This is a genomic window from Streptomyces winkii (assembly GCF_032248595.1).
GTDB classification, from domain to species: domain Bacteria; phylum Actinomycetota; class Actinomycetes; order Streptomycetales; family Streptomycetaceae; genus Streptomyces; species Streptomyces winkii.
In genome coordinates, this window is record NZ_JASTTH010000010.1 from 139,584 (window position 1) to 154,243 (window position 14,660).

Sequence of the window (14,660 nt, forward strand, 5' to 3'; positions counted from 1 at the left end):
GCGCGATCAGCCCTCGCTGTCGGGACGCAGCACCGCGGCCTCGGCGCGGCTCCGTCCCCGTGAACGCCGTCGCAGGGCCCTCGGAAGGCGCCCCGGCACGGTGAGGACGAGCAGCCCCAGCAGCACCAGCCCGGTGCCCGTCCACGCCCATGCGCCGGGACGCTCACCCACGACGGCCACGCCGAGCGCCGCCGCGACCACGGGCTCGAAGAGCGTGAGCGTCGTCGCGGTGCCCGCCTGAACGCGCGCCAGCCCGGCACCGAAGAGCACGTAGGCCACGCACATCGGCACCACCGCCAGATACGCGGCGACGAGCAGCCCCCGCGGCGCGCCCAGCAACGGCCCGCCCGTGACGGCCAGTACGGGAAGCAGCACCAGGGCCCCCAGCCCGAAGAGGCTGCCCATCGCGGCACGGGAGGAGTGCCCGGCGCGGATGATGCGCGCGCCGTAGCAGGTGAAGACGGCGTACGAGGCTCCGGCGAGCAGCGCCAGACCGACACCGCCGGGTACGTCGTGGCCCGCCCGCGCCCCGTGCCCGGCGGTCAGCGCCAGCAGCGTGCATCCCGTGGCCGCGGAGACGGTCGAGCCGAGCCAGCGCGGCGTGAGCGGCGCCCCCACCAGGAGCCGCTCCAGCACGGCGGCGAAGACGGGGGAGCAGCCGATGGTCACCACCGTGCCGGCGGCCACGCCCGCACGCTCCATCGACGTGTAGAAGGCCAGGGGATACACAGCAACGGCGGCGCCGCCGATCAGTGCCCACGGCAGCACCGGGCGGCCGCGGCGCAGCACACGGAGCGCCGAGCGTCCCGCGATGAGAAAGGTGAGAAGGCCGCCGACGCCCATCGTGGCGGCACCCGTCGAGAGAGGGGACGCCGCGGCGGGGGCGAAGCTCGCGGCCGTGCCGGTGCTGCCCCACAGGGCGGCTGCGGCGAGTACGAGGAGGGAGCCCGAGCCGCGGCGGCGGCCCGCGGTGGCCGCGTCCGTGGCGGAACGCGCCTGCGGGGCGGGGGAGTCGGGGTGCGTCTGCGCGCGTGCGCGCGACGCCGGACTGGCAGGGGAGGATGACATGCGGATGCGTCCTGATCCGTTGAAGGCCGGTGTTGACGGTCATCGGAAGGGCGCAGTCGCCGACGGCGGCGGGCGGGAACACCACATGACGGTGCCGCGGTGAGCGGACCGCTGGGGTCAGTGCCCGGGAGTGCCGGGGAGCGGGTGGGGGCCGTGGCCGCGGTACCCGCGGATCATTGCGCCCTCAGAGGGACGCAGGAGGCGGTGTGACCGCGTGCCAGTAGATCCTGTCCATGCGCGTGAGCGTAGCCGAAAGGGGAAACGCGCGTGCGGGCAGGCACCGCACAGACGCTGCCGTACGACTGCCGCGCGTCCGGCCATGGGGAACGGAACGGACGCCCAGCGCGCGGAACTCAGCGCCCGGAACGCAGCGCGCGGAACACGGCCGCTGAACTCAGCGCGCGGGTGGACCAGTTCGCGGCGCACGGCGCTCACGGCCGGCAGCACACGGCGCCCGATACAAGGCGCACAACGCAGAGCACAGCGCCACCGCCCCCCGTGCGGGCAGTGGCGCTGTGCTGTGGCAGCCGGCTCGCGACGAAAGCCGGCATGTGACGGCGGCGCCCCTCAGCGTTCGGCTGCGAGCGGGGAACAGGCCAGTTCCGCCCACACCGCGTGGCCGCTGCCGGGGCCGCCGTCAAGACTGCGGCGGATGCCCCAGTCGTCTGCCAGGACGCTGACGAGGAGCAGACCGCGTCCGCTCTCCCCGTCCGCGTCCACAGGATCGCCCGGAGGCCGCTGGAGCGGGTGCGGGCCCCCGCCCTGGTCGGTCACCTCCAGGCACAAGCGCAGGCCCACCAGCCAGAGTTCACAGCTGACCTTCTCGCTGGCGGTGTGACGCACCGCGTTGGTGAACAGCTCGGACACCAGCAACTGGGCGTCCTCGCACACCTGTTGATCGACTCGCCATTCGTGCAGGCGGTCGAGAACTCGTCTTCGCGCCTGCGCGACCGACGTGTCGAGCGCGGGCAGGCGGAACGCGTCCCGGAGCGGGCGTACCGACACAGCAAGGGGCCGATCTTCTAAAGAGAGGGCGTCATGGGGGGAAGCCACGGCTCCACTATGGGCTTGTCCGGTCACACATGGCAAGGATCAGTCTGCAAATTACAGAATCGATCGAGTCAGACTGTCGTCCGACATGACGTCCATGCCAAACTGCTTGCCCATGACAGGAGTTGGAGGCGAGCGATAGTGGTGGACTCGCGGACGGGCGGTGGCGCGCCCACCGTTCTGCGGGTGGTTCTCGGCAGGCGCCTACAGCATCTACGGGAGAAGTGCGGCCTGTCGTACGAGGAGGCGGGGCAGGCGCTCGACGTCACCCATGCCACGGTCCGGCGGATGGAGAAGGCCGAAGTCGGCCTGAAGGTCCTGTACGTGGAGAAGCTGCTCGAGACCTACGGCGTCACGGAACGGTCCGAGGTCGACCAGTTTCTCGCTCTCGCGCGCCAGGCCAACCAGCCCGGCTGGTGGCACCGTTACCGCGACGTGCTGCCCGAGTGGTTCAGCGCCTTCGTCAGCCTGGAGAGCGAGTCGCACGTCATCCGGGCCTACGAACCGCACTATGTGCCGGGCCTGTTGCAGACGGAGGGGTACGCACGGGCGGTGCTGCGCGCCGGGATGCCCCAGGCGCCGGAGGAGGAGATCCGCCGTCAGGTCGCGCTGCGGATGGAACGCCAGGCCATCCTGGAGCGGGACGAGCCGCCCATGCTCTGGGTGGTGATGGACGAAACCGTCCTGCGCAGATCCCTCGGCGGTCCCGAGGTGATGCGCGAGCAGATCGACGCCCTCGTGGAGGCGAGCCGGCATCCCCAGATCCGGCTGCAGGTCATGCCGTTCAGCGTCGGACCTCATCCGGCGATGTACGGCCCCTTCCACCTCTTCCGATTCCCCATCGACGAACTGCCGGACGTCGCTTGCGCCGAGAGCCTGGTCGGAGCCGTGTACTTCGATCAGCGCGACGACGTGACGACGTTCCTGGAGGCACTGGACCGGATGTGTGCCCAGGCCGCGCCCGTGTCGCGGACTGAGGCGATCCTCAGTGCGATGCGCAAGGAGATCTGAACCATGGGTCGTATCTACAACGGCATGCCCGCCAAACACCTCGGCACCGAGGGCTGGCACAAGCCCTGGAGCGGCGGCAACGGCGGCAGCTGTGTGGAGGCTCTGAAGCTGGACGACGGGCGGGTCGCTCTCCGTCAGTCGACGGACCCCGACGGGCCCGCGCTCATCTACACCCCCCACGAGATCAAGAAGTTCATTCAGGGCGTTCAGGCCGGCGACGCAGACTTTCTGCTCGCCTGACCGGCATCACCAGAGGGAGGACGACGTGTCGGACACGGGCTTCAGCGCCGAGCAGATCGACACCACAACGCCGCACCCGGCACGGATGTACGACTACTACCTCGGCGGCATGGACAACTACGCGGTCGACAGGGAGGCCGCGGAACGCGTGCTCGGCCATGCGCCCTTCATCCGTCCGACCGCCCAGGGGAACCGCGACTTCCACCACCGGGCCGTCCGTACCGTGGTGGAGCGCGGCATCCGGCAGATCATCGACATCGGTACGGGCATCCCCACCTCTCCCAACACCCACGAGGTGGCGCGGGCCGTGGCACCGGAGACGCGCGTGGCCTACGTCGACAACGACCCCATCGTGTCGACGTACGCGGGCGCGAAGCTGACGAACTCGGGCAACGCCGGCTTCGTACTGGCCGACCTCCGCGACGCCGACGGGATCTACGAGGACGCCGCCACGCAGGGGCTGATCGACTTCGAGCAGCCCATCGCACTGCTGCTGGTCGCGGTGCTCCACTTCATCCGTGACGACGAGGGCCCCGGCGAGATCGTCTCCGCGCTCACCAGCCGCCTGCCGGAGGGGAGTTGCCTGGTCCTGTCGCACCTCACCGCCGACTTCGACCACGCTGGGGCGCTGACGCAGGCGTCAGAGGTCTACAAGAACTCGACCGCGCAGCTCATCACGCGCGGCTACGACGAGGTCAAGCCCTTCTTCGACGGCTTCGAGCTTCTCGAACCGGGCCTGGTCAAGCCTCCGTTGTGGCGTCCCGACGGTCCCGTGCCGAGTGAGGCCGAGCTGGTCGACCACCACGGTTACGCGGGCGTCGGCGTCAAGGGCGGCGTGTAACCCCCGAGCGCACATTCCGCGCACTCTGACCGCGCGCGCCGTACCGCTCGTACGGGCCTCTCGTACGGACCACGCCGGCGGAAGCGCGACCCACACCCTCACAGACCTGCCGGGCAGGGGCGCCGTCACGGGGCGGCGGCCCTGCCCGGCGGTGTGTATCCGCACGCGCGCCGGATGCCGAAGGGCGGATCCGGCCCGTGCTGACCCGGACTCGTCGAGCAGTCCCAACTGCCCCTGGGTGTAGGGATCTTCGCCTGGTGGAACCTACTTCCCGGTACCTCGTCACGACCCGGCCGTGAGCCGTCGAGCCGTGAAGTCCGGGCCCCCATCCGCGACTTCGCCAACACCCTTGCCACGCAAAGGCGTTCACTTTCGGCAGCAGTTTTGACATGAGCACTTCCAGTCGTGATCGACACCTGGTACTTGTGTACATGACAAAAGCACCCTCCATGTCGACCCCCCACCATGAGAGGTTCCATGAAGCTACGCAGATGGATGACCGTGGCTGCCGCCGTGGCGTCCTTCCTGGGAGTGACTTGCCTTTCCGGGGCCGCGCCCGCCCTCGCGCAGGACGCGGCCCCGGCGTATGTCGCCCTGGGCGACTCCTACTCCTCCGGTCTCGGAGCAGGCGACTACGGTGACAGCGGCGACTGCAAGCGGAGTTCCAAGGCGTACTCCCAGCAGTGGACCGCGGCCAACTCGCCTGCCTCGTTCGACTTCACGGCATGCTCCGGCGCCGTCACCGACGATGTGCTCTCCGACCAGCTGGGTCCGCTCAACGACTCGACAGGCCTGGTGAGCATCAGCATCGGAGGAAACGACGCGGGCTTCGCCGACACCATGCAGGCGTGCGTGCTGCAAGGTGAAAGCGTGTGCCTGGAGAAGATCGAGGAGGCTAAGAGCTACGTGACGGGCACCCTGCCCGGCAAGCTCGACTCCGTCTACAACGCCATCAGCGAACGCGCACCCGCGGCCAAGGTCGTGGTGATGGGCTACCCGCACATCTACAAGCTGAACGGCGAGTGCTCCGTAGGCATCAGCGAGGAGTCGCGCGCGGCCATCAACTCCGCGTCCGACGTCCTCAACGACACGATCGCCAAGCGTGCGGCCGACCACGGCTTCTCGTTCGGCGACGTGCGTGACGCCTTCAGCGGGCACGAGATCTGCTCCGGCGACTCGTGGCTGCACAGCGTCACCTTCCCGGTCGGGGAGTCCTACCACCCGACCGAGGCGGGCCAGACCAGCGGCTACCTGCCGGTGATGGAGCAGAACGCGTAACACCCGTACGACACCGCCTCCGCGGCGGGCCGGGGCCGAAGCGGCAGACGACGCCGCGGTCCCGCAGCGGAGGCACCTTCCCCGGGCCGGGGCGGGCAGGGCTCAGGCCCTCTCGTCCCGGCCGGGTTCGTCGTCTCCGGCGGCGACCGCAAGGGCCGCCGCGGGGTCCTGCTCGGGACCGCCCGACGGCCACCAAGTGCCCTGCTCGTCACGGCGATAGGGCCACCAGCGGCCGTCGCGCCCGTAGCGCAGCTGGACGGCGCCGCCGGGAGTGCTCCAGCGGTTGTCCACGACGTGCAGCCGCGCCAGGCCGCTCGGCTCCCGGTGCGCAGCGGACGGTCCCCGGTCCGGCTCCGTTCCCGTGGTCGGCTCCGCCTCCGCCAGGGCCGCGGCGATCCGTGCGCGGGCCCGCGCCAGCGTCTCCTCGTCCAATGACCACGGTTCGTCCCATACGGACAGCCCCTCGGTGCCTCCCGCCTCCCACGCCCGTACTGCCGAGCGCAGCTGCTCCGGCGTGAGCCCGCAGCCCCTCGCGAGCCGTTGGGTGATCCGTTCGCCCGGGCGGGACGCCGCCAGCCGTACGGCGTCCTGCCGCGGCGTCAGCGGTACGGGCAGGGCTCCGGCGGCATGCGGGTGCCCGAGCGCGTCCTGGAGCATGAGCCGTGCCCGGGCGGCCGCGTCCGAGGCGAGGAACTCCAGGGCCCCGAGGTCGAGTCCGGGCGGGGCCGGGGGAGCGCCGCCCTCCAGCGTGAGCGCCTGGCCCGCCTCCGTGACGGGCTCCGGCACGGCGGGCAGCGGCGGCAGGATCTCTCCCAGGGCGAAGGCCTCGCCGGCCTCGATTCCCGCCGCGCCAGGGCGAGTCGGCAGGCCCGGCTGCCCGTCCGCCGCCCCGCCGGAGTCCCGTCCCTCGGTGCCGTCCGCCGCGGTGTCCGCGGTGCCGCGCTCGGCGTCGTGCATGCCGAGCCCGGCCAGGAACCGGCCCTCCGTACGCCCGCGCAGCAGCAGGAGCACGAACGGGTCCTCGTCCAGGAGCCGCCCCGTCTGGTAGCACAGCGCGGCGGTGTGCGGACAGTGGTCCCACGCGCCGCAGTCACACGTGGCGTCCAAGTCCCCGATGCCCGGCAGAAGTTCGACCCCCGCGCTCTCCGCGTCCTCCACGAGGCGCGGCGGCATGTCCCGGTCGAGCAGCGCGGCGGCGTGCCCCGCCTCGCGCCCCGCGACCTCCAGCAGCCGTTCCCACTCCGCGTCCGTGAACTCGAGCAGCAGTACGTCGGCGCGGTGCGCCGTCCCGTCCGCCCCGCGTACCACCGCGGTGATCCCGCCGGGACGCACGGAGACCGCGCCGACGGCGCCCTGCCGCGCCAACCGGCGTCCCCGGCGCAGCTGTTCGGCGTCCAGCGCCGAGTCCTCCAGGGCCTTGAGCCAGCGTGCGCCCCACCACGTACGGGCGAAGGCACGGCCCCGGGCGGGCGGCAGCGCGGCGAAGGTGCGCTCGGTTCCGGGGCCGTCTCCGGGGCCGGTCCCAGGATCGCTTCCAGCGCCGGTGTCGCCGTGCGTCCCGTCCGCCCGCGTCATGCCCTGCTCCTCTTCAGCTCGACCAGCTCCGCCAGTTCGCCGTCGGACAGCTCCGTCAGCGCCGCCTCGCCCGAGCCGAGCACCGCGTCCGCGAGCGCCTGCTTGCGTTCCAGCATCGCGGCGATGCGATCCTCGACCGTGCCCTCCGTGATGAGCCTGTGCACCTGTACGGGACGGTCCTGCCCGATGCGGTAGGCACGGTCGGTGGCCTGCGCCTCGACCGCGGGGTTCCACCAGCGGTCGTAGTGCACGACATGGGCGGCCCGGGTCAGATTGAGGCCTGTGCCCGCCGCCTTGAGGGACAGCAGGAAGACCGGCACTCCGCCGCTCTGGAAGTCGCCCACCATCTCCTCCCGTCGAGCGACGGGCGTGCCGCCGTGCAGGAAGCGCGACGGGACGCCCCGGCCGGTGAGATGCCGCTCCAGAAGCCGCGCCATCCGCACGTACTGCGTGAAGACCAGGACGCCGCCCGGGTCCTCCTCGGCGAGGATCGCTTCGAGCAGCTCGTCCAGCAGCTCCAGCTTCCCGGAACGCCCCGTCAGCACGGGGTCTTCTTCCTTGAGGTACTGGGCCGGGTGGTTGCAGATCTGCTTGAGAGAGGTCAGCAGCTTCACGACGAGGCCGCGCCGGGCGAAGCCGCCGGTGCCGCCGATCTCCCCGAGCCCTTCGCGTACGACCGCCTCGTAGAGTCCCGCCTGCTCGGCGGTGAGGGAGACGGCGCGGTCGGTCTCGGTCTTGGGCGGCAGTTCGGGCGCGATGCCCGGGTCGCTCTTGCGGCGGCGCAGCAGGAACGGGCGCACGAGCCGGGCCAGCCGCTCGGCGCCGGCGGGATCGCCGCCCTCGGCGGCCTGTGCGTAGCGTCTGCGGAACGTGCCGAGGCGGCCCAGCAGTCCGGGCGTCGCCCAGTCGAGGACGGACCACAGCTCGGAGAGGTTGTTCTCCACCGGGGTGCCGGTGAGGGCGACGCGCGCTCCGCCGGGGATCGTGCGCAGGGCCCTGGCCGTGGCGGAGAAGGGGTTCTTCACGTGCTGTGCCTCGTCGGCGACGACCATGCCCCAGCCGCGGCCGGGCGGCGAAGCGAGACGGGCGGCGTCGAGCCGCATCGTGCCGTACGTCGTGAGCACGAACTCGCCGTCCGCGACGTCCTCCAGGCCGCGCGACGGCCCGTGATAGCGGCGGACCGGCGTGCCCGGGGCGAACCGCTCCACCTCGCGCTGCCAGTTGCCCAGCAGAGACGCCGGGCAGACCACCAGCGTCGGCCCGCTCGTGGCCGCCGACCGCTGCCGGTGCAGATGGAGCGCGATCAGCGTGACGGTCTTGCCGAGCCCCATGTCGTCGGCGAGGCATGCGCCCAGGCCGAGCGACGTCCTCGTCTCCAGCCAGTCCAGGCCGCGGAGTTGGTAGTCGCGCAGCGTGGCGTGCAGCGTCTCCGGCTGCGGGACGGCGGGACGTTCCCCGCCGGAGCGGGGGTCGGCCAGCAGGGCGCGCAGCGACTCCAGCCGGCCGGAGGCACGCACCTCGACGGCGTCCCCGTCGTCCTCGGCGGTGCCGGTGAGGGCCGCGCGCAGCGCGTCGAGCGGAGAGATCGCGGTGTGCCTCCGCCGCGCGGCGCGGCGGACCGCCGCGGGGTCGACGAGCACCCACTGGCCGCGCAGCCGGGCCACGGGGCGGCCCGCCTCCGCGAGTCGCGCCAGCTCCTCCGCGGTCAGTTCCGTACCGCCGACCGCCAGGCGCCAGTCGAAGCCGAGCTGCGCGCCGGCTCCCAGCAGCGACGGGGGAGAGGAGGGGGCGGAGGACGAGTCAGAGGGCACGGCGTCCGCAGCGCCCGGGTGTCCGCCGTCTCCGCGCGGCGTGATGACGGCGCGCGTGGTCACCTCGCGCGCGAGGGCGCTGGGCCAGTGCACCTGCACGCCCGCCGCCGCCAGTGCCGCGGTCACGGGGGCCGTGAGCAGTTCGGAGATCTCCTCGTCGACCAGGTCGACGCGGTCCGGGACGGGCGCCGACAGCAGCGGCGTCAGCGCCTCCCATGCCGCCGCGGCCCGGCGCAGGGTCAGGAGCGTGTCCGTACGGACGCGTGGCCCGAAGGCCGCGGCGGCGCGCGACTCCCCGGGCCAGACGTCGCGGGCGTCGGCGACGAGCGCGGGATCGGTGAGGCTGTGCAGCTGGAGTACGGCGCAGAAGCGCGTCCCGTCCGGGGCTCCTTCCACGCCCGGTGCGTCCTCCGTGCCCGGCTCCGCGGAGGAGGGCTCCGGGTCGTCGTCCGGGAGCCCGCCGATCTCGATGCGCAGGGACAGCCGTACGCCGGCGTCGTGTCCGGAGGCGACGCCCGCCGCCCAGTCCCGCTGCTCGGGAATGTGCTGCGGGGCCGGGGCGGCGAACGCCGGATGGCCGGTGGCCAGTGCGGCGGCGGGCGTGCGGGGCAGCACGTCGGCGACGGCGTCGAGGAAGGCGCGGAGCTGCTCCTCCGGTGCGGGCAGCAGCAGGGGAGCGCAAGCGCCGGGAGAGGCTCCGGCGGTTGCGGGAACAGGTGCGGGAAGCGGAACGGCGTGCGCGCGGGGAGGCATGGCCGCGGCGAGCCGCCGCAGCGCCTCCGTCTCCGCCGGGCCGAGCGGCGCGAGCCGCCATGCGTCGTATCCGTCCGGGCTCAGTCCGGGCAGCAGCCGGCCCTGCGCCGCGAACCGCAGCGCGAGAAGGGCGGCGGCGCCCCAGAACACCGCCCCGGGCACGGGCTCCCCGCGCTCTTGGTGCGCGCGGCGGGCGCGGGTGAGTACCGGGAGAGCATCGCCGACCGGCAGTACGGCGGCGGGAACGGTGTGCTCTCCCACGGTGCCGTCCTCTCCGGGAAGGGCGACGGTCAGTTCCTCGAGGCCGCTCGCATCCGGGAGCGGCGGCGTTCCGTCGCCGCGCCAGAAGGCCATGCGTGCGGAGCGGGGCGGGTCGCCGGGCAGCAGCACGGCTTCCGAGCGTGCGAGCCCGGTGAGACCGGCGGGGTCGTGGAGGTGGGGGAGCCGGGCGGGGCCGGGGGTGTCGGAGGGCGTCGTCACGGTACGGGTAGCAGTGCCCACGCAATTCCTCAAATTTGACTAGCTGGCCTGAAGGGGGCCGAGGCTACCTCAGGGGCCGCGTCGGCCGGAAACGCAGAAGGGAACCCAACAGGCCGAATCGGCGTTCTAATGGACAGAGGAGGGCAGGCTGACCTGCCCCGGAGGAGGACGACATGACCAATAGAGGCAAGATCGCCGTCGGTGGCGTGGCCGTGGGGCTGCTCCTGTGGTGGCTGACCTCGTTCTGGATCGCCCTCGCGGTGATCGTGGGCGTCCCCGTGGTCGCGTACCTGGCGCTCGACCCCTCGCAGCGCAGCCGGCTGCGCCGGGTGAGCCGCAAGGAACTGCGGCGCTGACCGCCGGCGGCGGGCCCGTGAACCGCCGCCGGTGCGGGCCGGGCGTGCTCAACGCCCGGCCGGGTCCATAGAGTTGGGCCATGAGGTGGTTGGCGCTGGAGACGGGTGACGCCGCGACATGGGGCAGCACCGTGGTCACGTTCGGCATGGCGTGCTACGCGATCGTCCAGGGCATCGGCCAGCGCCGGGACCTGCGCCGCCAGAACGAACTCCAGTCGGAGGCCTCGCAGTTGCAGCGCCGCCAGATCGAGACCGCCGAGCGGCGCGCTCTGATCATGGAGCAGCTTCTGACGCAGGTGACCGCGTCCGTACATCCAGGGGTGCCGGTGCCTCCGCAGCAGCCCTGGTCGGCTCCGCCCGCGCAGCCGCCGGTGAGCCCCCCTCCGGCGCGGACCGCCCCGGACGAGCCCGCTGCCGACGCGGACGAAGACGTTGAAGAAGGCGGGGCCGGCGCACCCGCAGCGGCCGCCGAACCTGCCGAACCCCCCTCGCGGCCTGCCGAACCCCCCTCGCGCCCCGCGCCCGCCGGGCCGCCCGGTTCCGGGCAGTCCGCGTACGGCTATCCGCAGCAACCGCAACGGCCGCCGAAGCGACGGCCGAGGGGACGGCCGAAGCCGCAACAGCCATCACAGCCTCAGGCGCCGCCCCCGTTTCAGCAGCCCGGCCCCGTCCCCGCCGGGGCCCCGTCCGCGCCCGGCTACGGGTATCCCCAGGAGCCCGCGCCCGCCTGGTCGCCGACGGCGGGCGCCCCGCCCCAGACCGCCGGGCAGCCCTGGCAGCCGACGGCGCAGGGCCCCGGCCCGTGGCGTCTTGAGCGCATCGGCCGGCACGGATTCGCCCTGCGCAACACCGGCACCGAGACGCTCACGGGCGTCCGCGTCAGCCGCGTGAACCTCCCCGCGTCGTCCCGCGGCGTCCCCGAGGACACCGTCGTACGGCCGGGGGAGACGACCGAGTTCCTGATGGCCGGCGAGCGGGGGCAGCCCGTACCGCCCACCGTCCTCGTCTCATGGCACGGGCACCACGGCGAGGCGAACGTGCCGGTCCCGCAGAGCCCGACGAGCTGAGAGCGGCGAGGAAAGGTCAGCCGGATCAGGCGGCCGGACGCAGCGCCATGCCGTCCAACGCCTCCAGCAGGCCGGGCAGTTCGGCCCCGCGCCCGACCGGGAGAACCTCGCCCGGCTCGTCGTCCAGCAGCAGGAAGGCGATGTCGTCGGTGCGGGCGACCATGCTCCAGCCCGGGCCGTCGGCGCGCAGCGTACGCGCCTCGCCGGAGGCGAACGCCGAGCGCACGCGGCCGGGCGGCGGCGGGCTGTCCAGATACCCCCGCACCTCCTCCAGCACCCGCTTCACCGAGGCGTTGGGGCTCTCGCCGGCACCGACGAACTCCACGTCGTCCTCGACCTGTTCGCGCCACGCCGCCCACTGGAGCGCGATCTCGTCGGCGCCGAGCCGCCGCTGGGCCGGACCCCACTGCTCGGTGTCCGGCGGTACGAGCGCCGCGCGCCCGCCGTCCATCTCCGGATCGGGGTCGGGGTCGTGCGGCGCGGGCACGCCCGGGGCCGAGACCGCCACGTTCAGCGGCCAGCCGGGCAGTGCGGCGGCCACGGAGCGGTCCGAGGGTGAGAGGTCGTACTCCATGCCGCAGTCCCACGCGGCGATCGCGCACGCGACGAGAGTCACGTCGTCGGTGGCCACCGTCCAGCGGGCGCCCGAGCCGTCCTGGCCGAGAACCAGTCCGTAGCCCTCGGCGTACGGCTCCAGCCCGAGTCTCGCGCACGCCTCCGGGTAGTCGTCGCCCAGAACGCTCGGAAACTGGGCGGGAGTCAGCAGTACAGCCGTCAGCACAAACAGCGCGTCATCGTCCTCGGCGGCCACGGCGCCTCCCCTTCCGTGAGTTCTGGGGAACCTTAACTCTAGAGTCAGTTCGTTTACAGAGCAGGGCTGCTGACCGAGGGGACGCGACGTGGGGCGATACGACAGGCTCAAGCACATCCTCCAACTCGACCCGGAAGAGGACTTCTTAGAGATCTACCGGCTGTCCGCGACGTACGAGTTCCCCTGGGACTTCGCGCGCTCGCTGGAACTCGCCCTCTACCGCACCTATGCGGTGCCCAGCATCGGCAGGCTGCTGGCGCGCACGGCGGAGCTGACCGACCGCACGCAGAAGCGCTACGACGACACCGCGCTCCTCCTGGACGCGGTGGTCGAGCACGGCTTCACCTCCGACGAGGGCCGCACCGCGATCCGCCGCATCAACCAGATGCACCGCAGCTACGACATCTCCGACGACGACATGCGCTACGTGCTCTGCACGTTCGTCGTGATGCCGAAGAGATGGCTCGACACGTACGGCTGGCGTCGCCTCTCGGGCCACGAGCAGCACGCCTCCGCCGTCTACTACCGCGAGTTGGGCAAGCACATGGGGATCCCCGAAATCCCCTGCGGCTACGGCGAATTCGAGACGTATCTCGACGAGTACGAAGCGGCGCACTTCGCCTGGGACCCGGACGCGCGCCGCGTTTCGGACTCGACGCTCGATCTGATGGCGTCCTGGTACCCCTCGCCGCTCGCTCCGGCGGTACGGGGCGCGAGCAAGGCGCTGCTGGACGACTCGCTGCTGCGCACCTTCCGTTACGGTCCGCCGAATCCCGCCGTCCGCAAGCTCGTGCAGGGCGCGCTCCGGGCGCGGGCACGTGCCGTGCGGCTGATGCCGCCCCGGCGCACTCCCCATTACGCCCGGCAGAACCCGGAGATCAAGGGGTATCCGGGCTACCCGGTGGGCTACCGGCTGGAGGACCTGGGGACGTTTCCCGGACGGACGGAGCGTGGGACCGGGGGATGCCCGGTGCCGCACGGCAGGGCGTAGCGGGGCGCGGGTGTCGCCTCGGGGCGGTCGGGGCGGTCACATCCGTACGGCCAGCGCCAGGTAGCGGTCCTCGCCGTCGTCCAGCGACGTCAGGCGCCAGCCCGAAGCGGCAAGCAGCGGGCGGAGGTTGGGCTCGGCGCGGACGTCGTCGGCGGTCGAGGTGCGGCCCTTGCGGGCGGCGAGCGCCGCACGGCCGAGGGGATGGAAGAGAGCCAGCGTGCCGCCCGGCCGCACCACGCGGGCCAGTTCGCGCAGTCCGGAATCCGGCCCGGCGAGATGGGAGATCAGCCCGGCCGCGAAGACGGCGTCGAGGCAGCGGTCGCGCAGCGGCAGCCGGCAGACGTCCGCGAGCAGCAGACGCCCACACGAGTGCCGCCCGGCGCGCACGGCCGCGGAGATCATCTCCGGGGTGACGTCCGCGCCGAGGACGGTGCCGCCGGTGCCGACCGCGGCACGGAGCGGCGGCAGCGCCCGCCCCGTGCCGCAGCCCGCGTCGAGCACGAAGTCCCCGTGCCGCAGCCCGAGTTCGCCCACCGCGGCCGCGTACGCGGGGCCGTCGTCGGGGAAGCGTGCGTCCCAGTGGGCGGCGCGTACGGAGAAGAACTCACGTACGCCCGCGGTCGTGTCGCTCGTCTCGTCACTCGTCTCGCCGGGCATGGCCCCATGGTCCCGCATGGCCTCATGATGGCGGATACCGTCACGGAGAGTGTGCGTACGCCGCGACCGTCCCGCCACGCCCGGCGTGACGGATCCTTGAGCGACCCGTCCGCGACTCAGTCCGTGAGGCCGGAGAGCGCCACCACCTTCTCGATGCGCACGCGCACGAGGAGTTCGCCGGGCACGGCGTTGCGGGCGCCGAACCGCTCGCCTGCCTCCGCGCCCATGTAACGGGCGCCGATCCGCGTGGCCCAGTGCAGCATCGTGTCCAGATCGGTGCTCAATTCGGCGCGACCGTTGAGTAGTACGAATGCGTAGGGCGGCCGCTCGTCGTCCACGCAGACGGAGACGCGGCCGTCGCGGGCGAGGTTTTGTCCCTTGACCGTGTTCTCACCTGTGTTGAAGAGCAGATCGTCGCCGTCGAGCACGAACCACACGGGGGCGACATGGGGGCTTCCGTCTGCGCGGACCGTCGAGATCTTCCCCGTACGTGTGCCCTCGGAGACAAAGTCGCGCCACTCGTCTTCAGTCATCTTCTCAGCCATGTGTCCATACTGCGCCAGGCGTACACGGTCGGTAGCGCTGAGTGCGGCATGTGAGCGTGTGGTTGCTCCCCGCGTTGTGGTGGGTAAGGGTGGCACGGCAGCAGCTGAGGAGAAGGGGGAACGCCG

Annotated in this window: 14 protein-coding genes; 7 read left to right on the forward strand and 7 right to left on the reverse strand. The window is 72.5% G+C overall.

Features of this window, described 5'->3' with window-relative positions; all coding sequences use genetic code 11:
• Window positions 1–6: 6 nt before the first annotated feature.
• The gene (locus QQM67_RS27560; RefSeq protein WP_314177611.1) at window positions 7–1,068 is read right to left on the reverse strand and encodes a DMT family transporter; all 1,062 of its coding nucleotides are present in this window, start codon (window positions 1,066–1,068) and stop codon (window positions 7–9) included.
• A gap of 567 nt (window positions 1,069–1,635) precedes the next feature.
• A complete protein-coding gene (locus QQM67_RS27565) occupies window positions 1,636–2,073 on the reverse strand; it encodes an ATP-binding protein (RefSeq protein WP_314177613.1) in 438 nt (145 codons plus the stop codon).
• 231 nt (window positions 2,074–2,304) lie between these two features.
• Here QQM67_RS27565 and QQM67_RS27570 point away from each other — a divergent pair, with 231 nt between their 5' ends.
• The 4 genes from QQM67_RS27570 (at window position 2,305) to QQM67_RS27585 (ending at window position 5,488) form a co-directional block, all read left to right on the forward strand.
• Entirely contained in the window at window positions 2,305–3,129 is an 825-nt protein-coding gene (locus QQM67_RS27570) for a Scr1 family TA system antitoxin-like transcriptional regulator (RefSeq protein WP_399067761.1), read from the forward strand.
• 3 nt (window positions 3,130–3,132) lie between these two features.
• Window positions 3,133–3,369: a DUF397 domain-containing protein gene (locus tag QQM67_RS27575; protein WP_314177616.1), complete on the forward strand. Its 237-nt coding sequence runs from the start codon at window positions 3,133–3,135 to the stop codon at window positions 3,367–3,369.
• A 25-nt stretch (window positions 3,370–3,394) separates the two neighbouring features.
• Window positions 3,395–4,210 carry an SAM-dependent methyltransferase gene (locus QQM67_RS27580; RefSeq protein WP_314177617.1) on the forward strand — a complete coding sequence of 272 codons (816 nt, stop codon included), beginning with the start codon at window positions 3,395–3,397 and terminating at the stop codon, window positions 4,208–4,210.
• Between the two features lie 477 nt (window positions 4,211–4,687).
• Complete coding sequence (locus tag QQM67_RS27585; protein WP_314177619.1) at window positions 4,688–5,488, forward strand: SGNH/GDSL hydrolase family protein; 801 nt, start codon at window positions 4,688–4,690, stop codon at window positions 5,486–5,488.
• A gap of 102 nt (window positions 5,489–5,590) precedes the next feature.
• Here QQM67_RS27585 and QQM67_RS27590 read toward each other — a convergent pair whose 3' ends face one another.
• Window positions 5,591–7,063 carry an SWIM zinc finger family protein gene (locus tag QQM67_RS27590; RefSeq protein WP_314177621.1) on the reverse strand — a complete coding sequence of 491 codons (1,473 nt, stop codon included), beginning with the start codon at window positions 7,061–7,063 and terminating at the stop codon, window positions 5,591–5,593.
• A complete protein-coding gene (locus tag QQM67_RS27595) occupies window positions 7,060–9,981 on the reverse strand; it encodes an SNF2-related protein (RefSeq protein WP_314177749.1) in 2,922 nt (973 codons plus the stop codon). The genes QQM67_RS27590 and QQM67_RS27595 overlap by 4 nt, the downstream gene beginning before the upstream one ends.
• 299 nt (window positions 9,982–10,280) lie before the next feature.
• On the opposite strand from QQM67_RS27595, the gene QQM67_RS27600 reads away from it, so the two are divergent.
• Both QQM67_RS27600 and QQM67_RS27605 read left to right on the forward strand, forming a co-directional pair.
• Entirely contained in the window at window positions 10,281–10,463 is a 183-nt protein-coding gene (locus QQM67_RS27600; protein WP_169135136.1) for a hypothetical protein, read from the forward strand.
• A gap of 80 nt (window positions 10,464–10,543) precedes the next feature.
• On the forward strand, window positions 10,544–11,530 hold the full coding sequence (locus QQM67_RS27605) for a hypothetical protein (protein WP_314177623.1): 987 nt from the start codon (window positions 10,544–10,546) through the stop codon (window positions 11,528–11,530).
• A 25-nt stretch (window positions 11,531–11,555) separates the two neighbouring features.
• Here the strand turns inward: QQM67_RS27605 and QQM67_RS27610 are convergent, their stop codons facing one another.
• Window positions 11,556–12,341, reverse strand: coding sequence for a hypothetical protein (locus QQM67_RS27610; RefSeq protein WP_314177624.1), 786 nt, complete (start codon window positions 12,339–12,341; stop codon window positions 11,556–11,558).
• An 88-nt stretch (window positions 12,342–12,429) separates the two neighbouring features.
• Here QQM67_RS27610 and QQM67_RS27615 point away from each other — a divergent pair, with 88 nt between their 5' ends.
• Window positions 12,430–13,332: an oxygenase MpaB family protein gene (locus tag QQM67_RS27615; protein ID WP_314177625.1), complete on the forward strand. Its 903-nt coding sequence runs from the start codon at window positions 12,430–12,432 to the stop codon at window positions 13,330–13,332.
• A 36-nt stretch (window positions 13,333–13,368) separates the two neighbouring features.
• On the opposite strand, the gene QQM67_RS27620 is transcribed toward QQM67_RS27615, so the two are convergent.
• The gene (locus QQM67_RS27620; RefSeq protein ID WP_314177751.1) at window positions 13,369–13,989 is read right to left on the reverse strand and encodes a class I SAM-dependent methyltransferase; all 621 of its coding nucleotides are present in this window, start codon (window positions 13,987–13,989) and stop codon (window positions 13,369–13,371) included.
• 116 nt (window positions 13,990–14,105) lie between these two features.
• The gene (locus QQM67_RS27625) at window positions 14,106–14,534 is read right to left on the reverse strand and encodes a PPOX class F420-dependent oxidoreductase (RefSeq protein ID WP_314177626.1); all 429 of its coding nucleotides are present in this window, start codon (window positions 14,532–14,534) and stop codon (window positions 14,106–14,108) included.
• Window positions 14,535–14,660: the final 126 nt, after the last annotated feature.